This is a genomic window from Alishewanella agri BL06, from assembly GCF_000272005.1.
Lineage (GTDB): Bacteria > Pseudomonadota > Gammaproteobacteria > Enterobacterales > Alteromonadaceae > Alishewanella > Alishewanella agri.
In genome coordinates, this window is sequence record NZ_AKKU01000026.1 from 214,488 (window position 1) to 238,326 (window position 23,839).

Here is a 23,839-nt window from a genome sequence, read left to right on the forward strand (position 1 = left end):
CATGATTGTGCAAATAACTTACCAATGACGTCTAACGCCGCCAGCACGCGCGGCTTTGTAGTGAAGGCGAAGCCGCAACGGAAAATACGCCGCCGTGACTTGCTTTGTTAAGTCGCCTAAACACATATTTTCTGCAAAGCACTATCAATACCAACCACGAGGTTATACTTTGTGTTTAAGGTAAGAGAAAAAATCAAAGCAGGATGTAGTTCAGATTTCGTAAAGCCTTCTTTGAAATGTTCACCGTCCTCATGGTTTGCAAAAGCAGCTTTCATAATCATAGCTCCTTTCCCTTCGTGTCCCCCTTGTGCATAAAGTAACAGGGCTCCCCGCGATTGGTCTGAGTGATAATGCCCTATGTAGGTAATAATGTCTTTTTGCAATTCTGGATGATGGTCCAACTCAAAATTGGATAATAGAAACTTCAGTTCAGTTACGAAGGCATCTTCATTGGCATAAAAACACTCTATGGATGTATTAAAGCCATTTCGATACTTAAGTGATATGTCAAACATTCCCGATAGATCTTTCTCTCTATACTTCTCATCAAACTTCCAATGCTTTCCTTCTCTCATTGTTGCTGGAGTTGTTACTTCAAAGAATGAATTCTCCAAATTACTGAAAATCCAAGAAAGGGTGGTTCCGTATGATTTTAATTTTCTGTCATTTGTTAGTATTGACTGTTGTTTCAATGCTTCTTTAGTTTTACTTTCTATCTTCCTTGCGTGGCCTGTCCAAATCGCATTGATAAAAAGCCCCAGAATTGTTATCCCAAAGAGAGCCTGAAAAGATATCGCAATCTGAGCAACTGATGATGTAGGAATAATGTCCCCATATCCGAGTGTAGTTATCGTCACTACACTGAAATATAGAGCATTAACAGGAGTTAGATCCTTATTTAATTGTCCGTGCGGTAGGAAGTAATAAAAAATGGCAAAGACGAGTATGCAAGCCACGTAGGAACAGAATAGCGCCTTAATAGATATTGAAACAAATCGCATAACTCTCCTTTGTGACTTAACGCCAGGCTTAAGGGCGGTTTTGTAGCCGCGAAGCGGCGGAAAGGCCGTCCCAGGCCCTAGGGGCGATAACAGCCGATTATTAACTGTATGTTTTAAAAAGGCTTGAATGCTTAAGATTCTTCAGCCTCTCTACCACTTGCAGCTTCATGCTATTTTTTTTGTTTGAAAATATCAATTATAAAATGCATTGGAACGGGTAGCCTGTAATGCCTACAGCCAGTTAAGATAATCGGCCAAAAAGAATATCTGAAAGCAGTCATATCATAAATTTTATCTGACTGATCACACTCACTAACCAACTGCTGAATCAATTCATCTGGCGCTTCAGTCACGCAAACATTAGATAATGTTGCACCATGCATTTTATCGAATCGGTAAAAATGATTTTCAGAAGAATCATCAAGAAAATATACTTGAAAATTACAGTGTGATAGAAACTCTTCTTTAATTTTTTTAACCATCTCATATGGCTCCGGAAATCCCATAATCGCTGAAAAAGCAGATATATAGGGGTATAATATTGAGCCTTTAGTTACGCTTTTCTTATAATCTTCAGTTTTATCAAGGGGGTGCTCTATTAATTCGGCGTAGCTTCTTATGGTTGTCGGGTATTTATCGCTGAACTTAAACATTTGATATATCTCCCGTGACATATTGCTCAACCAAGAGTTGATATCATTCCAATGTTTGTGATCAAGAGAAAGGAACCAAACGGCTAATACTAAATCTATTGCTTGTTCATCCTTGTATGGTGTAAACAAAATAGGGTTGTTTACGATTAACTGCTTGATGCTGTCTTGATATTTAGTTACTGCTTCTGAAAAAAATATGCCAGCCTCTACATTTTCATCACTAACTTGGCCTAAATACCAATAAGACCAGCAACCTGTAAGGGCTAGCCGACCTAGAACATCAAATAACTTTAAGTTTACATCTGCGGCACAAGACGGTTTTACAGCATGTGATATAGCATAAAAATTATTGCAATGAGGTATGATTCTTTCTTCAATATATTGATTTGATACTTGCAGATTTAGCCTAAGAATTGAATCCAAAGTTATCAGTGTAGAAACTGCTACATTATTTTTTTTGCCGAAAGCAAATTTCGCAGCTTCCCAAGTATTTAGCATTGTAAATTCAGCTGATAGGAATGCGCTCTCTAGATTATCCCCATCTCTACACCATGAGTATAATATCCAAAGACATAAATATAATTGGCGAATACCTGTTAAAACGTCTTTTGGTTTTTTGTCATCAGTGCAAGTGAGGCTAATGGCAAGCTGTCTAAAGTGTTTAAATGATACTTCGGGCTCGTCAATCATCGCCAGTGACTTGCGAAGTAGACTGCGACAATTATCGGGTAACAGTTCCTCTCGAAGCATGTGCTGCTCCACTAAATCAGCAAGCCTGTCGCCATTCCATTCAGAGAAGCTTAATTCATCTGTTTTTAATTTACCTAAAAACATACTTACGTTAGATCTTACCTCTTCTTTAACTTCACCACCAAAGCATAAACAAATCTCAACAGGTTTATCTTTGTATTCTGCTGGAATTCGAGTAGGAATAAATACATCGATTATTTCATTGATAGAAGGACGCAAATCCTGTGGATTACCGCTATCCCAATCCTTTCTGTCCAAATCCCCAGACTTTACTGAGAATAAGTAAACAGTGCTTTCAGATTCGCTAGTCAGTTTACCAAAAGCTGCAACATCTACTCCGAACTGTCTGCTGCCGACGCCAGGTTTTAAAAATACTTCCAACCCCATTTGCGACAGTAAGTCGGGCAATAAGGCATCTAATTCACCTCGTTCTTTCAAGGATGCTAAGTATTGTCTAATCACTAATTTCATGACGTACAACCCTCAGCTCTGAACTGCCAGATCATATTTTCTAGTCCGTGCGGGTCGAGGTTAAGCATTGATGCAAATTCAAATGATGTACTAATTTCACTAAGAGAGACTTCCTGGCGTGTCTTTTGTTCACCATGATGTATATAGTGAATCGACTTATTTCCATAGAGTAATACGGATTCATTCCCACCAAATAAAGAAGTAAAAAGTGATTTTTTTCTGGCCTTCTTCATAGACTCGTTCATTAACTTATTGTGATGCCTCCAGTACGTATGTCTATCCTGCTCACTGGGGCTCAATTCATTTATTTTTAGAGCCACTTTCACTGATGCTTGATATTTTTCGTATTCAGACAAAACATCAGATGCTATCTGTTTGCATCTTTCTTCTTTTGACTCGTTCATTGTTTCCAAGTGGTTACGAATACTTCCAGGGTAACTCACACAAAGCGGGTGAAAAATGAGCTGCTGAATATCCTTTAATTCATCATTAGGAGCATCAAGGATCAAGGACTCAATTAAACTAATAGCTGTTTTAGGCTGATTAAAGAACCATCCACAAGCTTTTCTTGCTAAAAATAGGTGTACGCCTTTTTTTTCTTTAGTTACGTATGAATAGTCAAAACCAATAGAAATACATTTATCTGAATCCCGAAGAAGATCAGAAGCATATTTTCCTAGCTTTACTTTTTTTGACAATAACCATCGTGTAATTAATGAGGATAGATGAGTATCTCTGTGATTATGCAGCTCCCGAACAAAACTATTGAAATGCCTTATAGATAGCTTGTATCTACTTAATTCAAATAATTTTTCCAGAAAAACAACGCAATCATCAAATCTGTTTCTTTTTAATATTCTCCCCAGAGCGTAATCAATATTTTTAATGGTTCCTTGGTTTTCTGGTTTGGTATGGCTGCAAATATTCAACAACTCAGGTTCAATATTGTTGCTTACTTTCTTCTCGTCATAAAGTAATATTTCTGAAGCAGCATGAATATATCGATAATCTAAGTGGTCTGAATGCGTTTTTAGAAAATCTAAGAACAAGCTCTCTAAATCATCAGATTGAGAAGTAATGTTAAACAACGCTCTAATTGATTCCGCTAAAATAACATCCGTTGGCGAAGACGCGGATGATTTTTTGATGGCTATTGCAACTGGCTTTAATAGAATTTTTTCTTGGTAATTAATTCTACCCAATGCAAAAATGGATCTTTGTATAATTAAATCGCTCTCATGAGCAAGTAGTTCAATCGCTTGATTAACGTATTGAAATTCATCATTGCTTGCGCCTGCTTAAATAGCAGTAGATAAATAGTCAAAATCTTTGTCAATATTATTTAAAGCGATATAAAATAGCTCTTTTGCTCTATCTGTATGTTTTTTACAGAACTCTTTAAATGAGGGGGAAAGCATATGTGCGGCCATATTTTGGCCAGCTTCTAGCGTAAGATGCTTTACGCAATCAGCAACGTCTTTTACCGGAGCATTAATATTCGGTAAAACCTCTTCAAAAATATGTCGAACTGAGAAAAAATCATAATTTTCAGTTTTATTTTTAAGACTAGCGAATAACTCTACAAGATCTAGCGGCCCTTCATTATGTAATTCAACCAAAAGGCTAGGCAGAAGATTTTGACCTCTTCGGTCTTCATAATAAACTTCTTGGATGAGCTCAAAAAAATTACCATCCATATTGGCTTTCAACAGTTTTTCTTTGAGTTCATCCACGACGCTCATTCCTATAACTATAATCTGGGCACTCTTGACAGTTAACGCTCGGCTCAGCGGGCAATTGGAGCGAAGCGGAAAATTTGTCCGACAGCAACGCATTGTTAAAGCTTTCTGACGCCAAGTACAATTCTATTTTTTGAATCGATGAGCGTTCTAATAGAATCATCTCGATAGATTGATTCGTTTGAATCATAGGAATCCTTCGTGGACCATATTGGCCCTGTTAAAGCGGATTTTACTTGCAGCGGAACTTGATCAATTACATCAACCACTTTATTGATGTAATGCTCTATACGGTCATTGAATTTTGGCAGCACTGCATATTGACTATTTGCTAGAGCAAGTGCGCTCGCACATTGAAGTTCTTTTGATGCATTAGGATCATTTGCATAGGCATCGCTCACGGCCATTACTGCTGTTTGCAGTAAATTTACAGGGTCATCTTCTCTCGCCAAACCTGAGATGAGATTTACATCTTTGAGATACTTTGATAAACAAATGATTAAAGAACTGTATTCACCTTCGAACACAAATGGTGTTAGACAATCACCTTCAGACAGCCAAAATTTGACTTGCCCCTCCGGTATAAGCCCATCATGAGGATGTACAGTTCCGAAATTGGGCAGATCAGCTTTGAAATCATCCCATTTCAATCCATGAATGCTTACATGATCTACAGAGTGGGCACCAAGAAAACCATCATATTCACTGGGCAGGAAGACAGTAACCTCTGTTTCGCCCCCGGTATAATGATCCCATGCGCAAATCCAAAACACTCTGGTAGTAGCCGTTCGAACGGAAGAACCAACTCGGCCAATAGAACGAGTTACAATATCGTTAACAGCCAATTTCAGATTTTCTTGTAGCTCCTTAACCTGGAGTATGCTTATGACACTATTTGGATCATGTTTGGCATCATTATATGCAAGCCTGAGATTGTGAATGAAATCGACTTTAGATTGGCTTATAGCGTGCGATTTTAATTCTTCAATAAATGAGTAGAAATTATCCCTGTTGTTTTTCGAAGGGAACACATCACGTTTAAGAAATAGCTCTGTAGCTGAAGCGATCTTTGATAGTAGATTTTTAATATCTGATCCATCATAGCCCTCGATCATGTATTGATTCAGTAACCGCAATGCCTCATCTATTTCAGAGACCATTGCTCGTCCATAAGTACTCAATTTTTGAACTCCTGGTGCTTTTGAGCTTTAGCTTATTCGACGGAAAGCCCCGTATTTAAAAACAGATGTTTCCGCTTTTGTAAATTTAATGTTTGGAACATTACATCGGTTTTTTATTGCGCACAATAGGTTATAGGTACAGCTGGTATTTGTATTTGCTGCAAATACGGACTAATCCGTCTAAGAGCATTGGCTATGCCTAGAACAGGATATTTTTACAGCTCCAACATTCGCTTTTACGACTACAACATGTTTCTACTCCATATCGCAGATTGTGACTCCGGTACGTCAAGCATACCGGAGTCAGGTGGAGTAGCGAGGGCTGTTGCAAAGGCTTGGTGCCATCTCCCCTAAACCAAATCCGTGTTCCATACTGCGGCATCGGTAAAACGACGACATTGGTTTTCTGCTCTAGCTCGCAGATGTGACTCCGGTACGGCAAGCATACCGGAGTCAGGCGCAGTAGCGAGGGCTGTTGCAGAGGCTTGGGGCCATCTCCCCTAAATCAAATCCGTGTTCCATACAGCGGCACAGGCAAAACGACGACATTGGTTTTCTGCTCCAGATCGCAGGTGTGACTCCGGTACGACAAGCATACCGGAGTCAGGTGTAGTAGTGCAGGCTAAGATTCCCAAGTTGGCGCCACTGTGCTACTTTTATCTGGCTGACCAACTCCGGACGGGATCCGTAGCCGCGTGCACATACTCAACGCCGGCTTCGCATTGCATAATAAGAGGAAAAACCGATGCGTAACGTCAAAGTCATCCAGCATAGTATTGTGATAAAGGCACCAGTCGAACATGTCTGGCAACGGATGTTTGACCCACAGGCTTACCGGCAGTGGACGGCGGCTTTTTGCGAAGGCTCTTATTATCAGGGCGAATGGCGGCAAGGTGAGACGATACGCTTTCTCGATCCCGACGGTAATGGCATGGTCGCGCATATCGCCGAGGTACGGCCGTTGGAGTTTATGTCAATCAGCCATCAGGGTTTTGTGTATGCCGGGCGTGATGATCTGGACAGCGAACAGGTAACAAGCTGGGCGCCAGCCTTCGAAAATTTCCGTTTTCTGCGCCATGGCGACATCACCGAGCTGCAGGTTGAGCAGGAAGTGGCTGCGGAGTACGAAAGCTTTATGCAGCAAGCCTGGCCCAAAGCACTGGAAAAACTCAAGGCCCTGTGTGAGTCATCCCAAGCGCTATGACGCTGTCTTTTTTGCGTATTAATACCGGTATGCTATGAGCAGTCCTGATCTGATCCTGCTTAAGTATTTGCCTGAGCTGATCCCTGAGCTGGCGCATTGGCATTATCTGGAGTGGGGCGCCCTGTTTCCGGAAAAAACCGAAGCCGACTTTGCCGCCGATCTGGCCGCCAGTTTAAATGAGCAGCAATTGCCGATCAGTTGGGTGGTGGTGTATGAACATCAGGTGGTAGGCACCGCCTCGCTGTTACTGCACGATATGCAAACCAATCGTGAGTTATCACCCTGGCTGGCCAATATTTATCTCGCACCCTTGGTAAGAGGTAAAGGGCTTGGCAAATGGCTGGTGCAGCAAGTGATGACAGAAGCCCGGCAGCTGGGACTGACGCAACTGTATTTATTTACCGAAGATCAGGCGGCGTTTTATCAACGCCTGGGCTGGCAGGTACTCAAGCAGGAGCTGTATCAGGGCAAGGCAGTGACCATTATGAGCTGGTGCTGTAACGGAATGGCTAATTGCTTGCCGTCTCCAATTCATGCCGCGCCGCTGTAGCCAAAAAGTGACTGCGATCACGATAGCGTTCCGGTGAGGTTTTAACTTTCTGGTCGATGCGGCTGATTAACGTATCGGGCATACTGACATTGATCCGCTTTGGTTTACCTTCATAAGCTGACAAATCAATGTAAAGTAATAGCCAACTATTGCAAAACGCATACTCAGTTTGTTGTTGATAGTACAAAGGCCCCAGATCCTGAATATCACCTATTGCCCATCCTTGCTCCTGCCAAGTTTCTAACGCCATAGTGATAGCTTCTGTTACAGCTGGCGCAATTTCTGCCTGGCTGTCAGCAGCACTGATACAGCTAAAGTCGGCGGTACAAAGCGCAGGCACCACCAGACCATAAGCGGTTTTATCATCTGTTGGTTGTTCAATACCCACCGAAAAATACATAGTTTACCTCGTTATATACCAGCGGCTTTTCTGATCGCTTTTAATGTGCCAATAGGTAAGGCACCTTTGGGATGGGGAACGACAAAGGTTTTACCAGTAAGTGGTGAATACCACAGTTGATGGCTGCCTTTGCCTTGCCGCTTTAGTTCGCAGCCTGCAGCTCTCAGTTCCCTGATCAGATCTATGGATTTCATTATAGCTCCGTTTCGCAAGCTTGCACACACCAATACACACACTCTGGTAAGCAGACTTACCAGAGCAGGCGGGTAACAAACGAAGTGTAACTTTAATGTAAAAAGCTTAGCAGGTTCTGGCTAAGCTTTTATCAGGCAGGAAAAGTTTATCGCGCTTAGTTCTGAAACACCGGCTCCAGCAGGCGGAAGGTGCCGGCGTCGGCATCCATTTCTGCCATAGCGCCAACCGGCACAATAAACTGCTTTGGAATATGGCCAATCATGGCGCCGCGGTAAGCTGGAATACCAAGCGGTTTAATAAAGTCCGCAAAGATTTCATCTAAGGTTAAACTGCCCCAGCCGTTGCCCGGAGTACAGCGGTTACAGTCGCCAAAAATAAAGCCTTTAATTTTATCCAGCGCACCCATTAGCTTTAAGGTGCTCATCATGCGGTCGATTCGGTATGGCTGCTCTTCAATATCTTCGAGGAATAAAATCTTATCCTGAAAATCCGGCAGGTAAGGCGTGCCTGCCAGTGCCGTTAATACCGTCAGATTGCCGCCGATCAGCTGGCCCTGTGCTTTGCCGCCGGTAATGACCCGGGTACGGTTTTCGCGCTGCACCAGCTCACCTTTCAGATCCTGCTCGTTCTGGTATTGCATCAGCTCTTGGTTAAAGAACAGCCGCTCAAACTGATCGACATTAAAGGCATTCCAGCTGCCAATGCCATTCGGGCCATGAAAACTGACCAGACCGCACTGTGCCAGCAAGGCATTATGCAGGGCGGTGATATCGGAATACCCGAGCAGTGGCTTAGGATTACGGCGGATCATCTGATAATCCAGCAGCGGTAAAATTCGTGCTGCGCCAGAGCCACCCCGGGCACAGATCACGGCTTTAACCTCCGGATCGGCAAACATCGCGTTCAGATCCGCGGCGCGATCTTCATCTCTGCCGGCTAAATGGCCACGGCGTTCGTTATAAAAGCGGCCGCTTTTTACGTTAAAACCCAGGGCTTGCAGGGTTTCGCGCGCGATGACCAGATCTTCAAGATCGGCGACGGCAGCCGATGAGGCGATTAAGCCCACGGTATCGCCCCTGCGCAGCGGTTTTGGCAGAATGCGGCCAGTAGCTTGCGGCCTGGCCGTGGCTGCGCCAGCCGGTACAGCGCAGGCGGTAAGCGGAAGCAGGCTTAAGGCCAGCGCACTGTGTTTTAGAAATTGTCGTTTGTCCATCAGCGGCACCATGCTTATTAGTAATAATTTATTCCTATTGGTAGCATAACTTTGGAATAAATGCAGCAGCTATGGCGGAAAATCAGGCGTTTTTTCGAAGGGAAGCCCGGCGCAGAGCGCGGCCGGGCTGAATAATGGCAAGTGACAAAGCTTACTTTTTGGCTTTCGGTGCCAGCTTTTTCGCGGCAACCCGGCCCGGTTTTTTCTTTTTCTTGGTGACCTTGGCTTCTTTATGTTTTGGTCGCAGCTCGTCGATAACCCGGCGCTTTAACGGCTGCTCGGTATAACGCTCAACCTTGCCAACCACCGCCATATCATGGGCTTCCACCAGCGAAATCGCGGTACCTTTTTTACCGGCGCGGCCGGTGCGGCCAATGCGGTGCACATACACATCGGCGCTACGCGGCATATCATAGTTAATCACATGGCTGATATCGTCGATATCCAGACCACGCGCGGCGACGTCGGTAGCCACCAAAATCCGTACCTGATTATTGGTAAAACGTGCCAGCGCCTGCAAGCGTTTATCCTGCGGCATTTCGCCCTGTAGCCAGCAGCATTTAATACCGGCGGTTTCCAGCTGACCGGTTAGCGTTGCCAGGCGCTCGCGGGTTTTGACAAACACTATGGCTTTACTGACGTCGGGCTGCTTCAGAATATGGGTTAGCAGCGCCAGCTTATGGTTGGCATCATCGGCCAGATGGCACCACTGCAAAATTTTGGCTTTTTCTTTGCGCGATGGGTTGGCTTCGACATGCTCCGGCTCTTTGAGTGCTTTTTCGGCAAAGCGCTCTAGCGAAGCGCCTTCCAGCGTGGCAGAGAACAGGAATGTCTGGCGGCGACGGCGCGCTTCCAGCACAATACGGTTCATCTCACCGATAAAGCCCATATCCAGCATGCGGTCAGCTTCATCGAGGATCAGCAGTTCTACTTCATCGGCCTGAAAGCTCTCGGCATCCAGATATTCAATTAAGCGGCCCGGGGTGGCAACCAGAATATCGTTGTTCTTTTCCAGCGTATCTTTATGGCTGCCGTAATTGATACCGCCGGTGATCAAACCGACATTGAGCGTGGTGAACTGGCTGAATTGTTTAAAGGTATCGTAAACCTGATACGCCAGCTCGCGGGTCGGTGTCATCACCAGTACCCGGGCAAAGCCCGGATCGCGGCGCGGGAAATCCAGCAGATACTGAATCGCCGGTAACACAAAAGCCAGGGTTTTGCCGGTACCGGTGGGGGCACTGGCTAACAGATCACGGCCTTCCAGCGCCGGCGGGATCGCCAGTTGCTGTATTTGGGTAGGCTGATCAAAACCGGCACTTTCCAGCGCCTGATTTAAGGCGTCATCCAGTTGGAACTCGGCAAAACTCATGTTATTTCCTTAAGCTGTTATATTGTGACATTAGCGGCTGGCGCGTTACACTCCGCGCCGGAGGGCTTATGTCAGCAGGTTTTCAGTGTAAACAATTTTATATCGGCCATCAGCACTGTGCGATGAAAGTCGGCACCGATGCACTGTTATTGGGCGCCTGGGCGGCTTTGCCCACCGCGTTACAGGCGACACCCGCCATGCTGGATATTGGCTGTGGCAGTGGCATTTTAAGTTTAATGCTGGCACAGCGCACCGGGGGCCAAATTCCGATCACGGCAGTGGAGCTGGATACCAATGCTGCTACCCAGGCTGCCGCTAATGTGGCACTCAGCCCCTGGCCTGACGCTATTCGCGTGATAAAGGGCGATATTCTAACCTATAGCACCGCCGAGCGTTACGCTTTAATTATTTCTAACCCGCCTTTTTTTCAGCATGCGCTGCCAAGTCAGGATGCCACGCGGCAACAGGCCAGGCATACTGATAGCTTGCCCTTTGCGGCCTTACTTGATAAAGCCGCCAGTTTATTAGCACCGGCAGGTGAGTTTAGTTTGGTATTGCCGGCCGCCAGCCAGCAGGCTTTTACCGCAGCGGCGACTGCGCGCGGTTGGCAGTGTCTGCGGCTTTGTCAGGTGCAAACCACGGCTGGCAAGCCGGTGAGTCGTTATCTGCAAAGTTGGAGCAGGTCAACCATAGCGACCTTCGCAGAGCCGGCAAGCTTACTGATCCAGGATGGCGCTGGCGTTTACTCGGCGCAATATCGTGACTTGCTACGGGATTTTTATCTCAAGTTTTGAAGCGGTGCGGTGCGATGTTCATCCCGCTTAGCCACTAAATCTGAGTGGACAAAGTCAGCCAGTACCGCCTGATGTTGCTGTGCCCATAACCGGATAGCCCGGTCATCACCGGTAATTAGGCGTTCGATAAAGGCGCTGGATAACGCCTGGGTCGCCGCCTTGATCACCTGTTGTTGTGCTGTACTATCTGAGTTGCGGCGCCAACCGGAAAAAATATTGTGGCTACCGGCACTGAATACCGCCAACACCTTATAGTTACTGGCCATGGCATTGAACAAGTCGAAGCGGTCTTGTGGTGACGAGTAGAAACCGGGCACCCGAATTTCGTCTTCCGTGGTGGTGATATGTAAGGTGGGGATCCTGACTTCGGCCAGTATGCTGTCTAGCGGTTGGTCGTTATAAAACGGCGGCGCGGAAATCAAAATGGCGGCTTTAATGCGCTCATCTCTTAAACTTACCAGCACACCGTCCTGTTCGACCTGAGCGCCGCTTAATAACATCGAGGTATTGGCACCGTAAGAATGGCCGGCCATCACAATCTGCTGTGCATCAAAAGCCAAGGCATACTCCGAGGCTAACAGCTGATCCAGCGCAAATTTCACATCCTGCACCCGGGCCAGCGCTTCACTGGCAGCAGCCGCGTCTTTTAGGCGAAACGGCAAGGTTAGCCGGCTACCGCGCCAGACTTTGCGGTCACTACCGTCATGTTGCAAATGCAGGCTGGCATAACCCTGGCTGGCCCAATACTGGCCAAGATAAGAGTACCGTTCTTTCGAGCCACCTAAGCCATGGGAAAAAATAATCAGCGCTTTGGCGGGTTGCTGTGTTGCGGGTTTAAATAGCAGCGCCGGTACTATCCGCTCCCGGCTTTGATCCCACCAGTCGAAATTTACCACCTCAACCTGTTGTGACAGCTGCTTTACAACGTCAACTGAAGCTTGAACCGATGGCAAACTCAGTTGCTGTTGCCAGACACTATCGTCTGGCACGGGTGGTTTTTTTGCGCATCCGGCTAAAGCCAGCAGCAAGGTAAAGGCAATGGCGGCAACGCTTGCCGCTTTGAAAAGGCTAACAGCTTGCATTAAAGGTCCTCGTTACGACATCTTTGTCTGCTCTTGCTAGCTTATATGTCCGCGCGCGGCTTTGGGTTTAGTCTGCGCTCAATAAAGCCGCTTTATGCAGCGCACTCCAGCAAAATTTGCTCTACCCACTGCGCCAGCCGCGCATCGGTTTGCTCGTATTGGTTTTCATCATCCAATGCCAGGCCATAAAACCACTCGCCATCCGGTGTGACGGCTTTTGAGGCGATAAAGTCGTAGCCCTGATTTGGCCAAAAACCAACCCGTTTTACCTGCTGTTTCGCGATTTCATGATGCAGCATACCGAGCGCATCCTGAAACCACTCAGCATAGCCCAGCTGATCGCCCATGCCATACAGCGCGATGGTTTTACCGCTCAGGTCCACCTGATTAATCTCGGGCCAGTGCGCTTCCCAGTCTTCCTGAATTTCACCAAAGTCCCAGGTCGACAAGCCGAGGATCAGAATGTCATAGTCGGCCATCGCAGTTAACGGCGTATCTTTTAAGTTATGCAGCGCCACATATTCCGGGCCAATCAGGGCCTGAATTTTTTCTGCCACCATTTCGGTGTAACAGGTGGTTGAGCCGTAAAACAAGCCAATCTTCATCTGGCAGACCTTTTTATCGAGAGTGTTGTTGCATGCTAAAAACGGGCGGCAGTTTAGCATAGTGTGCGCCTTGCGCCCATCAGCAAGCTGGAGTAGTTGACGTCTGGCTGCAGATCAGCACCCTTGTTCCCCAAGGGGGGCCTCCGGTACACTAGTCGTACTCAGTTAAGAAAGAAGTGCCATGCCAACACCACCGCTGTCCGCCGAAAATCTGCACCTGATCCAACAGTTTCAGGAACAACTGGAACTGGAGCAGGCCGCCAGCGTGCATACGCTAAGTGCTTATGGCACGGATCTGAAACATTTCGCCCGTTTTTGCCAGCAACAGGGGCAACCGCATCTTACGGCAGTGAGCAGTGATCTGATTAACCGCTATCTGGCGAAACGCTATGACGAGGGTTTTAACCCGCGCAGCACTTCGCGGCTACTAAGCAGCCTGCGCCGTTTTTATCGTTATCTGGTGCAACAACAGCAGCTTGCGCAAGACCCAACCACTGAGCTGATTAACCCCAAAATTGGTAGCAGCTTACCGAAAACGCTGTCGGAGCAGGATGTTGAAGCCCTGCTGGCCGCGCCGGATATCAGTGAACTGATCCAGTTTCGCGATAAAGCCATGTTGGAGTTGTTATATGCCACTGGCATCCGGGTAACTGAGCTGGTGACACTATCGATGCAACAACTGTATTTGCAGCAGGGCATAGTGCGGGTGCTCGGTAAAGGGCGCAAAGAGCGCTTAGTGCCCATGGGCGAAGAAGCGCAGTACTGGCTTAGCCGCTATTTAAAAGAAGCACGGCCGGCGCTACAGAGTCAGCTTAGTGATGTGGTGTTTCCCAGTAGCCGGCAACAGCTGATGACACGGCAAACCTTCTGGCATCGGATTAAGTTTTATGCGAAAGTAGCCGGCATTCGGGCTACCTTGTCGCCCCATACGGTTCGGCATGCCTTTGCCACGCATTTGCTGAATCATGGTGCGGATTTACGGGTGGTGCAGATGTTGCTGGGGCACAGTGATCTCTCTACCACACAAATTTACACCCATGTCGCGCAGGCGCGCTTACAGCAATTGCATCAACAACATCATCCGCGCGGTTAGCGGAGTGGGAAGCATTATGAAAAAGTCAGTTAAAACCCTGTTATCGGTACTTGTTGCCAGCATGCTGCCACTAACGGCGGTGGCCAATGAAAAAATCAGCCAGGCGTTGTCAGAAGTTGGGCTAAATGTGCAGGAAGTCAAAGCGTCGCCGATGACCGGTGTCTCTCAGGTGATCACCGACCAGGGGCTGTTTTTTATGTCGGATGATGGCCGTTATCTGATTGCCGGTAATGTGCTGGATCTGCAGCAATGGCAAACCATTCGTGGCCAAAAAGTGCCGACCAATTTAAAAGATCAGCTGATGGCGCCGATTATCGTGCAAAAACTGGCGGAGCAAAAAGATCAGGTTATCGAATACAAGTCGCCAAAAGAAAAGTATGTGGTGCATGTGTTTACTGACCCCAGTTGTGGCTATTGCCGCAAGTTACATCAGGAAATGAAAGATTATCTGAATGCGGGTATTACCGTGCGCTATCTGGCGTTTCCGCGGGCCGGTGTCGCATCGGAAACCGGTTTACAAATGCAGCATATCTGGTGCGCCAAAGATAAAAATGGCGCTATGGATAATGCCAAGACTGATAAAACGGTAGCTAAAGCTATGTGTCAGAATCCGGTCGCCAGTCAGTATGCATTGGCGCAGTTCTTTGGCATTAATGGTACCCCAGCGGTGATATTGCCAGATGGCAGCCTGATCCCGGGCTATATGCCGGTAGCGGCGATGCTGCAACAACTGAACACCGGAGAGTAACACCTTGCAGGTAAAACAGATCAGCCGCCGGACACTGCCGGCGCAATCTGCATCAATACTGGATCCGGCACTGCACCCGGTGCTCAGTCGTCTGTATCTGAGCCGTGGCGTCAGCTGTGCCAGTGAGCTACAACGTCAGGCTTCAGCGTTACTGCCTTTTACGCAACTAAAAGATATCGACCGCGCCAGCGCCCTGCTGGTGGCGGCGTTGACCAGCCAGCAACGTATTGTGATTGTTGGCGACTTTGATGCCGATGGTGCGACCAGCACCGCTGTGCTGATGAGTGGTTTAAAGGCCTTTGGCTTTAAGTATCTGGAATATCTGGTACCGAACCGCTTTGAATACGGCTATGGCTTAACGCCGGAGCTGGCTGAAATTGTTGTAGCACAGGGCGCTGAGCTGATTATTACCGTTGATAACGGCATCTCGGCGATTGAAGGCGTGGCATTGGCAAAACGTGCCGGTGTCAAAGTGCTGGTCACTGACCATCACTTACCGGGCAATACGCTCCCGGATGCCGATGCTATCGTTAACCCGAATCAGCCTGGCTGTAACTTCCCAAGTAAGGCGCTGGCCGGTGTTGGTGTGGCGTTTTACTTATTGCTGGCATTACGTTCGACCTTACGTGACCAGGGCTATTTTGCCGCACAGGGGCTTACCGAGCCCAATGTCGCAGAATTACTGGACTTAGTGGCACTCGGTACTGTCGCCGATGTGGTGCCGCTGGATGCCAATAACCGCATTTTGGTATATCAGGGTTTGATGCGTATTCGCGCCGGTAAATGCCGGCCCGGTATTCAGGCGCTGATTGATGTCGCCAATCGTGATGCGGCCAAACTGACCGCCAGTGATTTTGGTTTTGCACTGGGGCCACGCCTGAATGCCGCTGGCCGGTTGGATGATATGTCGCTTGGCATCAGTTGTTTACTGGCGCCAAACTTAGGTTTAGCGCGCCAATATGCCGCCGAGCTGGATAACCTGAACGCCGAGCGGCGCAGTATCGAACAAAGTATGCAGCAGGAAGCGCAGGCACTGCTGAGCCAGCTCTCCTTTGATGGCAGCAACTTACCGGAAACCTTATGTTTATACCGGCACGACTGGCATCAGGGCGTAATTGGTATTCTGGCCGGTCGCATTAAAGAGCAGTTTCACCGGCCGACCATCGCTTTTGCCAAGGGCGATAACGGCGAGTTAAAAGGCTCGGCGCGTTCAATTAATGGTTTTCATATTCGCGACGTACTGGATGAAATTGCGACCCAGTATCCGGGGTTGATTAAAAAATTTGGCGGCCATGCGATGGCGGCCGGCTTAACCATTAGTGAAGACAAGCTCGAGACCTTTGCGCTGGCATTTAACCTGACAGCAAAAAAATACCTGACAGCGGAGCAACTAACCGCCATGGTGTTAACCGACGGCGAGCTGGAAGCAGAGTGTTTTGAGCTCAGTTTTGCTCAGTTGCTGCAAAATGCCGGGCCCTGGGGGCAGGCCTTTCCGGAGCCGGTGTTTGATGGCGAGTTTCAGCTGTTAAGCCAGAAGATGCTGGCCGATCGGCATTTAAAAATGCTGCTAAAAGGCCCCGGCGGCAAGCTGGTTGATGCGATCTGGTTTAATGCCGATAACAAAGCCTGGCCTAATGTGAATATTCAGCGGGTACGGCTGGCCTACCAGCTGGATATTAACGAATATCGCGAACAACAAAGCCTGCAGCTGATCGTGCGGTATATGGAAGGACTGTAAGCAAACCTCAACAAGCCCTGGTTGAAGATTGCTGTTAAAAACTGCCCGTAGCGGCAGTTTTTTTGTTATAATCCGCGCCAATTTTTTTATCGTCCTACAGGTCGGTTTATCCCATGTTTGAAGTGAATCCGGTATATAACAGCATCAAAGATCTGACTGAACGCACTAATGTGCTTCGGGGGTATCTTTGACTACGATGGCAAAAAAGAACGCTTAGAAGAAGTCTCGCGCGAGTTAGAAGACTCCGCTATCTGGAATACTCCTGACAAAGCCCAGGCGCTGGGCAAAGAGCGCTCGGCGCTGGAGCAGGTGGTGGGTACTATCGACAAGCTGGACCAGGGCCTGGAAGATGTGCAGGGCTTGCTGGAACTGGCGGTTGAAGCCGAAGATGAAGCGACCTTTGAAGAAGCCAAAGCTGAGCTGGCCGATCTGGAGAAACAACTGGCGCTGTTGGAATTCCGCCGTATGTTCTCTGGCAAACATGATCAGAACGACTGCTATCTGGATATTCAGGCTGGCTCCGGTGGTACCGAAGCGCAGGACTGGGCCAGTATGCTGATGCGGATGTATCTGCGTTGGGGTGAAGATAAAGGCTTTAAACCTGAGCTGTACGAAGTGACCGACGGTGACGTCGCGGGCATTAAAGGCTGTACCATCAAGTTTACCGGTGAATACGCCTACGGTTGGCTACGTACCGAAACCGGCGTACACCGCCTGGTGCGTAAGAGCCCGTTTGACTCCGGTAACCGCCGCCATACGTCTTTTGCCTCGGTATTTGTGTCGCCGGAAATCGATGACGATATCGAAATCGAAATTAACCCGGCAGACTTACGTATTGATACCTATCGCGCCTCAGGTGCAGGTGGTCAGCACGTTAACCGGACCGATTCAGCGGTACGGATCACGCACTTACCGACCAATATTGTAGTGCAGTGTCAGAATGACCGCTCGCAGCATAAAAACCGCGACAATGCCTATAAGCAACTGCGCGCCAAGCTGTACGAGTTTGAGCTGCAAAAGCAAAATGCCGAAAAGCAGGCGCTGGAAGATACCAAGTCGGATATCGGCTGGGGCAGCCAGATCCGCTCTTATGTACTGGACGACTCGCGCATTAAAGACTTGCGTACCGGGGTAGAAACCCGCAATACCCAGTCGGTGCTGGATGGCGATCTGGACAAATTTATCGAAGCCAGCTTAAAAGCCGGTTTGTAATTTTTTAACTCACTCAGGAATCAACAAATGTCTGAACAGCATAACCAACATGAAGAAATTCAGGATGTTAACAAACTGATTGCTGAGCGAAAACATAAGCTGGCGGCGATTCGCGAACAGGGCATTGCCTTCCCGAATGATTTTCGCCGGGCGCATATCTCTGATGAAATTCATGCCAAGTACGATGCGTTAAGCAAAGAAGAGCTGGAAGCCAACAAGGTAGAAGTGAGCCTGGGTGGCCGGATGATGACCCGCCGTATTATGGGTAAAGCCAGCTTCTGTACGCTGCAGGATATGGGCGGCAAGTTTCAGGTGTATGTGGCGCGCGACAGCCTGCCGGAAGGCCTGTATAACGACCAGTTTAAAAAATGGGACCTGGGCGATATCCTCGGCGTAAAAGGTTACTTATTTAAAACCCAAACTGGTGAGCTGACAGTATGGGCAACGGAAATCCGCTTATTAACCAAAGCACTGCGCCCACTGCCAGACAAATTCCACGGTTTAACTGATAACGAAGCGCGTTACCGCCAGCGTTATCTGGATCTGATCTCAAACGAGCAATCTCGCAAAACCTTTTTGGTACGCAGCAAAACTGTGGCCTATATCCGCCGTTTCTTTAACGAGCATGGCTTTTTAGAAGTCGAAACGCCAATGCTGCAAGCCATTCCGGGCGGTGCCTCGGCACGGCCGTTTGAAACCCACCATAATGCGCTGGATATGCAAATGTTCCTGCGTATTGCCCCTGAGCTGTATTTAAAGCGGCTGGTGGTTGGCGGTTTTGAGAAGGTATTTGAGTTAAACCGTAACTTCCGTAACGAAGGCGTGTCGACCCGGCATAACCCGGAATTCACTATGCTGGAATTCTACTGGGCCTATGCCGACTATAACGACTTAATGGATTTAACTGAAAAGTTATTCCGTGGCTTAGCGCTGGACGTACTGGGCAGCACTGAAGTGCCGTATCAGGGCGAGGTGTTTGACTTTGGTAAGCCGTTTGCGCGGATGTCGGTGACAGAGTCGATCCTGCATTACAACCCGTCAATTACCAAAGAGCAGTTGGCGACCCGTGAGTCGGTGGCTGAGCTGGCGAAATCGCTGGGCATTGAAGTAAAAGCCAACTATGGCCATGGTCGTATTTTAATGGAAGTGTTTGACGAGCTGGTAGAAACCAAGCTGCGCCATCCAACCTTTATTACCGAATACCCGGCTGAGGTATCACCGCTGGCGCGGCGTAACGACGATAACCCGGAGATCACCGACCGCTTTGAATTCTTTATCGGTGGTCGTGAGCTGGGCAACGGTTTTAGCGAGCTGAACGATGCTGAAGATCAGGCCGAGCGCTTCCGCGAGCAGGTCGCGCAAAAAGACGCTGGTGATGATGAAGCCATGTTCTACGATGAAGACTTTGTTACCGCGCTGGAGCACGGTTTACCGCCAACAGCAGGTCAGGGTATCGGTATCGACCGCTTAGTGATGTTGCTGGCCGATGCCGCTTCAATCCGCGATGTGATCCTGTTCCCGCATATGCGTTTACATCACGATAAGTAAGCCTTAGGCGCCCAGGCGCGCTATCCGGTCTTCGGCACAGTGGCTGTCGAAGACCGTTCTCCTTCCTTGCAGCTTAGTTTTAATTAGTCTAATCTCAGTCAGTTAGCGTTCAGCAGCTTAGTGTAATGTTAGTTGTTGCTGTTGCAGATTCTGTTATTAACTACAAGGATATCGAAATGCAAAATAAGCTAATTACAGCGGCGTTACTCGCCAGCAGCCTGACGTTGGGTTTGGGTCAGGTATCGGCAGGTGTGGTCAGCTCTGAGCAAATGCTTGCCAGCCAGCAACACCACTACAACAAGCAGCAGGTATTGTCGTTTTTGGATACGGCCGAAGTGCAGCAAAAACTGGTGCAACTGGGTGTTAGCCAGCAAGACGCAGAGCAACGTATCGCCAATATGACCGATGCGGAGTTGGCAGCGCTGAATAGCCAGTTACATGAAATGCCGGCGGGTGGTGTCGTGGGTACTATCGTCACCGTGCTGGTGGTTGTGGCAGTGTTGGATCTTATGGGTCTGACCGACGTTTATCCCTTTATCCGTCCTATCCGCTCCAGGTAATGTCGGCACAAATCGCAGCGGCCAGCCTAAAGGCTGGCCTCTTGCTATTACTGCTGCTGTTATCAGGGTGCCAAAGCCCACCGCAAAGCCGGCAACTGCTGGCAGAGCCACCGGCCATCAGCCGTCAGGCCTTGCTTAGCGCAGTGCCCTTTTATCCACAGCAAGACTATTTTTGTGGCCCAACCACGCTCTCAGAAGTGGCTGCTTACTATGGGGTAGAGCACAGCGCCGATAGTATCGCCGGTCTGACTTTTACGCCGGGACTGCAGGGCAGCCTGCAAATTGAAATGGCCGCTGCCAGCCGCCAACTGGGCTTTGTCGCTTATGAACAGCGCGGCAGTTTACGTCAGTTGCTACAGCTAATTGACGAGAAAATCCCGGTAATTGTGCTGCAAAACAATGGTCTTAGCTGGTTGCCACAATGGCACTACGCCGTTGTTATTGGCTATGATTTGGATCGGCGCGAGATGATTTTGCATAGCGGTCTCAGCGCCGAATACCGGCTTCCGCTGGCTACCTTTGAGCGCACCTGGCAAAGAGCTAACTATTGGCTACTGGCGATGTTGCCACCCGGGCGCACCAGCGCGCTGCTGGACCCCTTTCTTTATACCCGAGCCTGTCAGGATCTATTGCAAACCCGGCAAACTGCAGCTGGTGTTACGGCGCTCATCAGCGCTACCCAGCAGTGGCCGGATTACTGGCTGCCGTATTTTTTACTCGGTAATCACTTTTTAGCACCAGCACCGGCCGAGGCCGCCATTTGGTTTGCTAAGGGCCTGCCGCTGGCGAAACAGCAACCGGCCTATTTAAATAATTACGCTTTGGTATTGAGTGAGCTGGGCTGCAAAGCGCAGGCGCTGAAACTGATCAAAGCTGCGCGGCAGCTGGCGCCTGACGATGCCAATATTCAGGATAGTGAGCAACAAATTAACGCTCAGACGACAACAACGAGCTGTAGTGTGACTCACTAGCTACCACATCATCGCGGTCAATTGCCATCGACCGCCGCCTGCAGGCTACTGGTCGCAGTAGGGCAGAGCAGATTGAACCGGCAGGCACAGTACTGCGTTTATTGCGCTAATATTGCCTTACTATTGTGCACTAGCGAATAACCTATCCAGGGAGAGCTCTATGCCACGTTTAACCGCCGCCGACTTTAGCCCGGAATTACTTGAGCTGTATGATTTTTATGTGCATGGCAAATTAAGCCGGCGTGATTTTTTAGAGCGGGCGGCTAAATTTGCTGTTGGCTCCATGACGGCGGTTGCGCTTTTGTCCGCACTAACCCCGAATTATGCACTGGCACAGCAGATCTCCTTTAACGATCCTGAGATTATTGCCAGCTATATCCGTTACCCATCACCCAATGGGCATGGTGAGGTGCGCGCCTACCTGGTGCGTCCTGCCAAGCTGGAGCAGCCTGCGCCAGCCGTGCTGGTGGTGCATGAAAACCGAGGTCTGAACCCTTATATCGAAGATGTGGCGCGGCGGGTAGCCAAAGCCGGCTATGTGGCGCTGGCGCCGGATGGTTTAAGCTCGGTCGGCGGTTATCCGGGCAATGATGACGAGGGCAGGGCCTTGCAGCGTCAGGTTGATCCACAAAAACTGTTAAACGATTTCTTTGCTGCACTTGAGTTTTTACTGGCCAGCGAGCTGACCACCGATAAAGTCGGCATCACCGGTTTTTGTTATGGCGGCGGTGTCTGTAATGCGGCGGCTGTTGCTTATCCGGAACTGGCCTGTGCGGTACCTTTTTATGGCCGGCAGGCCGATCCGGCGGCGGTAGCGCCAATCAAGGCGCCGTTGCAGTATCATTTTGCGGAGAACGACCCCAGAGTCAACGAAACCTGGCCGGCGGTAGAAGCAGCACTTAAAGCCGCTAATAAAACCTTCGAAGCCCATTTCTATCCCGGCACTTATCATGGCTTTCATAACGACTCGACACCCCGTTACGATGAAGCCGCTGCTAAACTCGCCTGGCAACGCACCCTGGATTGGTTTGCCCGCTATCTAAAAACCTAGCCCAGCACCACGACTCCGGTACGCTTGCCGTACCGGAGTCGGTCCTGCGATGGTAAGAAAACCACCTAACCCAAAGTTACACCACACCACGACTCCGGTATGCCTGTCGTACCGGAGTCGATCCTGCGATAGTAAGAAAACCCCCTAACCCAAAGCTACACCACACCACGACTCCGGTATGCCTGTCGTACCGGAGTCGGTCCTGCGATGGTAAGAAAACCCCCTAACCCAAAGCTACACCACACCACGACTCCGGTATGCTTGTCGTACCGGAGTCGCTCCTGCGATAGTAAGAAAAACACCAAACTCAAAACTACACCGCACCACGACTCCGGTATGCTTGTCGTACCGGAGTCGCTCCTGCGATAGCGAGAAAAACACTAAACGCAAGGCTACACCGCATCACGACTCCGGTATGCTTGTCGTACCGGAGTCGCTCCTGCGATAGTGACAGGAACACCAAACCTAAGGGGCAACACCCGAAGCGGTATAAGCCTCTGTCCCCCACAATGGCACTGTCGATAAGCCATGCTTAAAGCTGCCCGAGGTTTCCTTTGTCGAATAAGACAGATACATCAGGGTTTGATTCTGCGCATCGTAGATACGGCGGATTTTCATACTTTTAAAAAATACACTTTTCGATTTAGTGAACAGCACTTCACCGTTTTTGCTTTTATCGATTTTAGCAATCATCTCAGCGGTAATGGGGCCGGTTTGCCGGCAAGAGATGGCACTGTCAGAAGGATCCGAAAAATCCAGATTAGCCTCAATACTGGATACGTGGCAGGTTACGCCGCTAACGATAGGATCAGTAAACGCATCCAGTTTGATATCCTTGGTGGTAAAGAGCCCCAACGATACATCTCCCACTTCATTTCTGTTACAACCCGTCAGGGTCAGTGTTAGTAGCAGTAAAACGCAACCTGATATGCGCATTCCAGACTCCTTAGTTTGCTTTGCCGGCTGCTGCCAGCCCAGTGGTTAGTGGCAATAATAGCGCAATTGGTGGTTTTGCAGCAGAACGCCCAGGCCCCTAGTGGCGACAACAGCCGTTTGTTATAGCTCGGCTATGTGTGACAACGTTTCTGGATGACGCTGTACTAACTTTAAAAGGGTAACAGCTTGACCATTTGGCACACTACGACCTTGTTCCCAGTTTTCTAATGTGCGCGAAGACGTATGAAGTAGCCTCGCGAAGACGCCACGGGACATATTAAACTGCTCTCGAATACTCACGATTTCATCTGGTGAGATATTCAACTCACCCGTAGCATTCACATGATGTGTTTTTAGGGTCAACTTACCTTCTGAATGCTGTTTAGCCTCAACAAGAGCTGAGCTTAACTCTGCAAATAAATCACGAGTGCTCATTGCGCCACGCCTCCATAAAAGCCATTAATTGTTTTCTTTGAATTGCATTTAAATCGGACATTTCATTTTTGCCGTAAATGGTTAGCAAATAAAAACGCCTTTTTTCATCGAGAAAGTAATAAATAATCCGTGAACCACCGCGTTTTCCTTTACCTTTGCTGGCAACTCGAATTTTGCGCAAACCGCCAGTACCTTGAATCACATCACCCAAGTGTGGGTTTAACATTAATTCAGCTTGAAAGAGCCTATACTCATCATCACTGAGGTATTCATCTCGGTGCTTTTCAAAAATTGTTGATTCGATAAATACACTTTTCATTAAAAAAGTGTACGCAAA

The 23,839-nt window shown here is 48.4% G+C and carries 25 protein-coding genes; 11 read left to right on the forward strand and 14 right to left on the reverse strand.

Annotated features, from left to right (window positions below; translation table 11 throughout):
• Positions 1–116 precede the first annotated feature (116 nt).
• The 5 genes from AGRI_RS16240 to AGRI_RS14620 form a co-directional block, all read right to left on the reverse strand.
• On the reverse strand, positions 117–1,001 hold the full coding sequence (locus tag AGRI_RS16240) for a potassium channel family protein (RefSeq protein ID WP_008985657.1): 885 nt from the start codon (positions 999–1,001) through the stop codon (positions 117–119).
• Between the two features lie 170 nt (positions 1,002–1,171).
• A complete protein-coding gene (locus AGRI_RS14610; protein WP_008985658.1) occupies positions 1,172–2,875 on the reverse strand; it encodes a hypothetical protein in 1,704 nt (567 codons plus the stop codon).
• Entirely contained in the window at positions 2,872–4,077 is a 1,206-nt protein-coding gene (locus tag AGRI_RS14615; RefSeq protein WP_202800803.1) for a HEAT repeat domain-containing protein, read from the reverse strand. The genes AGRI_RS14610 and AGRI_RS14615 overlap by 4 nt, the downstream gene beginning before the upstream one ends.
• 96 nt (positions 4,078–4,173) lie before the next feature.
• Positions 4,174–4,608, reverse strand: a complete 435-nt coding sequence (locus AGRI_RS16625; RefSeq protein WP_202800804.1) for a hypothetical protein — start codon at positions 4,606–4,608, stop codon at positions 4,174–4,176.
• A 104-nt stretch (positions 4,609–4,712) separates the two neighbouring features.
• Positions 4,713–5,795, reverse strand: coding sequence for a hypothetical protein (locus tag AGRI_RS14620; protein ID WP_008985659.1), 1,083 nt, complete (start codon positions 5,793–5,795; stop codon positions 4,713–4,715).
• Positions 5,796–6,540: 745 nt separating this feature from the next.
• Here AGRI_RS14620 and AGRI_RS14625 point away from each other — a divergent pair.
• Both AGRI_RS14625 and AGRI_RS14630 read left to right on the forward strand, forming a co-directional pair.
• Positions 6,541–6,999, forward strand: coding sequence for an SRPBCC family protein (locus AGRI_RS14625; protein ID WP_008985660.1), 459 nt, complete (start codon positions 6,541–6,543; stop codon positions 6,997–6,999).
• 34 nt (positions 7,000–7,033) lie between these two features.
• Positions 7,034–7,549, forward strand: a complete 516-nt coding sequence (locus AGRI_RS14630) for a GNAT family N-acetyltransferase (RefSeq protein WP_008985661.1) — start codon at positions 7,034–7,036, stop codon at positions 7,547–7,549.
• Here AGRI_RS14630 and AGRI_RS14635 read toward each other — a convergent pair.
• The 4 genes from AGRI_RS14635 to srmB form a co-directional block, all read right to left on the reverse strand.
• Positions 7,509–7,949, reverse strand: coding sequence for a type II toxin-antitoxin system HicB family antitoxin (locus AGRI_RS14635; protein ID WP_008985662.1), 441 nt, complete (start codon positions 7,947–7,949; stop codon positions 7,509–7,511). The genes AGRI_RS14630 and AGRI_RS14635 overlap by 41 nt on opposite strands.
• An 11-nt stretch (positions 7,950–7,960) precedes the next feature.
• Positions 7,961–8,143, reverse strand: coding sequence for a type II toxin-antitoxin system HicA family toxin (locus AGRI_RS14640; RefSeq protein ID WP_008985663.1), 183 nt, complete (start codon positions 8,141–8,143; stop codon positions 7,961–7,963).
• A gap of 155 nt (positions 8,144–8,298) precedes the next feature.
• Positions 8,299–9,357 (reverse strand): S66 peptidase family protein, encoded by a 1,059-nt coding sequence (locus AGRI_RS14645; protein WP_237713100.1) that lies wholly within the window; start codon positions 9,355–9,357, stop codon positions 8,299–8,301.
• A gap of 151 nt (positions 9,358–9,508) precedes the next feature.
• Complete coding sequence (srmB, locus tag AGRI_RS14650) at positions 9,509–10,729, reverse strand: ATP-dependent RNA helicase SrmB (protein WP_008608947.1); 1,221 nt, start codon at positions 10,727–10,729, stop codon at positions 9,509–9,511.
• A gap of 68 nt (positions 10,730–10,797) precedes the next feature.
• Between srmB and AGRI_RS14655 the strand changes: the two genes are divergently transcribed.
• Positions 10,798–11,523, forward strand: a complete 726-nt coding sequence (locus AGRI_RS14655; RefSeq protein WP_008985665.1) for a tRNA1(Val) (adenine(37)-N6)-methyltransferase — start codon at positions 10,798–10,800, stop codon at positions 11,521–11,523.
• Here AGRI_RS14655 and AGRI_RS14660 read toward each other — a convergent pair.
• Together AGRI_RS14660 and fldB are read right to left on the reverse strand one after the other, a co-directional pair.
• Complete coding sequence (locus AGRI_RS14660) at positions 11,508–12,605, reverse strand: alpha/beta hydrolase family protein (protein WP_008985666.1); 1,098 nt, start codon at positions 12,603–12,605, stop codon at positions 11,508–11,510. The genes AGRI_RS14655 and AGRI_RS14660 overlap by 16 nt on opposite strands.
• 92 nt (positions 12,606–12,697) lie before the next feature.
• Positions 12,698–13,210 carry a flavodoxin FldB gene (gene fldB / locus AGRI_RS14665; protein ID WP_008950009.1) on the reverse strand — a complete coding sequence of 171 codons (513 nt, stop codon included), beginning with the start codon at positions 13,208–13,210 and terminating at the stop codon, positions 12,698–12,700.
• A gap of 181 nt (positions 13,211–13,391) precedes the next feature.
• On the opposite strand from fldB, the gene xerD reads away from it, so the two are divergent.
• The 8 genes from xerD to yghX all read left to right on the forward strand — a co-directional run bounded on the left by xerD (position 13,392) and on the right by yghX (position 22,131).
• A complete protein-coding gene (xerD, locus tag AGRI_RS14670; protein WP_008950008.1) occupies positions 13,392–14,303 on the forward strand; it encodes a site-specific tyrosine recombinase XerD in 912 nt (303 codons plus the stop codon).
• Positions 14,304–14,319: 16 nt separating this feature from the next.
• Positions 14,320–15,051, forward strand: a complete 732-nt coding sequence (gene dsbC / locus AGRI_RS14675; protein WP_008985667.1) for a bifunctional protein-disulfide isomerase/oxidoreductase DsbC — start codon at positions 14,320–14,322, stop codon at positions 15,049–15,051.
• A 4-nt stretch (positions 15,052–15,055) separates the two neighbouring features.
• Complete coding sequence (recJ, locus tag AGRI_RS14680; protein ID WP_008985668.1) at positions 15,056–16,789, forward strand: single-stranded-DNA-specific exonuclease RecJ; 1,734 nt, start codon at positions 15,056–15,058, stop codon at positions 16,787–16,789.
• 113 nt (positions 16,790–16,902) lie between these two features.
• A protein-coding gene (gene prfB, locus AGRI_RS14685) for a peptide chain release factor 2 (protein WP_162098375.1) occupies positions 16,903–18,001 on the forward strand; the annotation gives its coding sequence in 2 pieces (ribosomal slippage) (positions 16,903–16,977 and positions 16,979–18,001; 1,098 coding nt in all).
• A gap of 27 nt (positions 18,002–18,028) precedes the next feature.
• On the forward strand, positions 18,029–19,549 hold the full coding sequence (gene lysS, locus AGRI_RS14690) for a lysine--tRNA ligase (RefSeq protein ID WP_008608940.1): 1,521 nt from the start codon (positions 18,029–18,031) through the stop codon (positions 19,547–19,549).
• 176 nt (positions 19,550–19,725) lie between these two features.
• Positions 19,726–20,109 (forward strand): PA2779 family protein, encoded by a 384-nt coding sequence (locus AGRI_RS14695; RefSeq protein WP_040292143.1) that lies wholly within the window; start codon positions 19,726–19,728, stop codon positions 20,107–20,109.
• Positions 20,109–21,080: a PA2778 family cysteine peptidase gene (locus AGRI_RS14700; protein WP_008985670.1), complete on the forward strand. Its 972-nt coding sequence runs from the start codon at positions 20,109–20,111 to the stop codon at positions 21,078–21,080. The genes AGRI_RS14695 and AGRI_RS14700 overlap by 1 nt, the downstream gene beginning before the upstream one ends.
• Before the next feature lie 160 nt (positions 21,081–21,240).
• Positions 21,241–22,131, forward strand: coding sequence for a YghX family hydrolase (gene yghX, locus AGRI_RS14705; protein WP_008985671.1), 891 nt, complete (start codon positions 21,241–21,243; stop codon positions 22,129–22,131).
• 465 nt (positions 22,132–22,596) lie between these two features.
• On the opposite strand, the gene AGRI_RS14710 is transcribed toward yghX, so the two are convergent.
• The 3 genes from AGRI_RS14710 to AGRI_RS14720 form a co-directional block, all read right to left on the reverse strand.
• The gene (locus tag AGRI_RS14710) at positions 22,597–23,067 is read right to left on the reverse strand and encodes a CreA family protein (protein ID WP_008985672.1); all 471 of its coding nucleotides are present in this window, start codon (positions 23,065–23,067) and stop codon (positions 22,597–22,599) included.
• 120 nt (positions 23,068–23,187) lie between these two features.
• On the reverse strand, positions 23,188–23,502 hold the full coding sequence (locus AGRI_RS14715; RefSeq protein WP_008985673.1) for a helix-turn-helix domain-containing protein: 315 nt from the start codon (positions 23,500–23,502) through the stop codon (positions 23,188–23,190).
• Complete coding sequence (locus tag AGRI_RS14720) at positions 23,489–23,821, reverse strand: type II toxin-antitoxin system RelE/ParE family toxin (RefSeq protein WP_008985674.1); 333 nt, start codon at positions 23,819–23,821, stop codon at positions 23,489–23,491. The genes AGRI_RS14715 and AGRI_RS14720 overlap by 14 nt, the downstream gene beginning before the upstream one ends.
• Positions 23,822–23,839 lie beyond the last annotated feature (18 nt).

Excerpts from the sequence above, each read along its gene's own strand:
- AGRI_RS16240 (WP_008985657.1), bottom strand. The coding sequence starts at position 1,001 with ATGCGATTTGTTTCAATATCTATTAAGGCGCTATTCTGTTCCTACGTG.
- AGRI_RS14610 (WP_008985658.1), bottom strand. The coding sequence starts at position 2,875 with ATGAAATTAGTGATTAGACAATACTTAGCATCCTTGAAAGAACGAGGT.
- AGRI_RS14625 (WP_008985660.1), top strand. The coding sequence starts at position 6,541 with ATGCGTAACGTCAAAGTCATCCAGCATAGTATTGTGATAAAGGCACCA.
- AGRI_RS14630 (WP_008985661.1), top strand. The coding sequence starts at position 7,034 with ATGAGCAGTCCTGATCTGATCCTGCTTAAGTATTTGCCTGAGCTGATC.
- AGRI_RS14635 (WP_008985662.1), bottom strand. The coding sequence starts at position 7,949 with ATGTATTTTTCGGTGGGTATTGAACAACCAACAGATGATAAAACCGCT.
- AGRI_RS14640 (WP_008985663.1), bottom strand. The coding sequence starts at position 8,143 with ATGAAATCCATAGATCTGATCAGGGAACTGAGAGCTGCAGGCTGCGAA.
- AGRI_RS14645 (WP_237713100.1), bottom strand. The coding sequence starts at position 9,357 with ATGGACAAACGACAATTTCTAAAACACAGTGCGCTGGCCTTAAGCCTG.
- srmB (WP_008608947.1), bottom strand. The coding sequence starts at position 10,729 with ATGAGTTTTGCCGAGTTCCAACTGGATGACGCCTTAAATCAGGCGCTG.
- AGRI_RS14655 (WP_008985665.1), top strand. The coding sequence starts at position 10,798 with ATGTCAGCAGGTTTTCAGTGTAAACAATTTTATATCGGCCATCAGCAC.
- AGRI_RS14660 (WP_008985666.1), bottom strand. The coding sequence starts at position 12,605 with ATGCAAGCTGTTAGCCTTTTCAAAGCGGCAAGCGTTGCCGCCATTGCC.
- fldB (WP_008950009.1), bottom strand. The coding sequence starts at position 13,210 with ATGAAGATTGGCTTGTTTTACGGCTCAACCACCTGTTACACCGAAATG.
- xerD (WP_008950008.1), top strand. The coding sequence starts at position 13,392 with ATGCCAACACCACCGCTGTCCGCCGAAAATCTGCACCTGATCCAACAG.
- dsbC (WP_008985667.1), top strand. The coding sequence starts at position 14,320 with ATGAAAAAGTCAGTTAAAACCCTGTTATCGGTACTTGTTGCCAGCATG.
- lysS (WP_008608940.1), top strand. The coding sequence starts at position 18,029 with ATGTCTGAACAGCATAACCAACATGAAGAAATTCAGGATGTTAACAAA.
- AGRI_RS14695 (WP_040292143.1), top strand. The coding sequence starts at position 19,726 with ATGCAAAATAAGCTAATTACAGCGGCGTTACTCGCCAGCAGCCTGACG.
- AGRI_RS14700 (WP_008985670.1), top strand. The coding sequence starts at position 20,109 with ATGTCGGCACAAATCGCAGCGGCCAGCCTAAAGGCTGGCCTCTTGCTA.
- yghX (WP_008985671.1), top strand. The coding sequence starts at position 21,241 with ATGCCACGTTTAACCGCCGCCGACTTTAGCCCGGAATTACTTGAGCTG.
- AGRI_RS14710 (WP_008985672.1), bottom strand. The coding sequence starts at position 23,067 with ATGCGCATATCAGGTTGCGTTTTACTGCTACTAACACTGACCCTGACG.
- AGRI_RS14715 (WP_008985673.1), bottom strand. The coding sequence starts at position 23,502 with ATGAGCACTCGTGATTTATTTGCAGAGTTAAGCTCAGCTCTTGTTGAG.
- AGRI_RS14720 (WP_008985674.1), bottom strand. The coding sequence starts at position 23,821 with ATGAAAAGTGTATTTATCGAATCAACAATTTTTGAAAAGCACCGAGAT.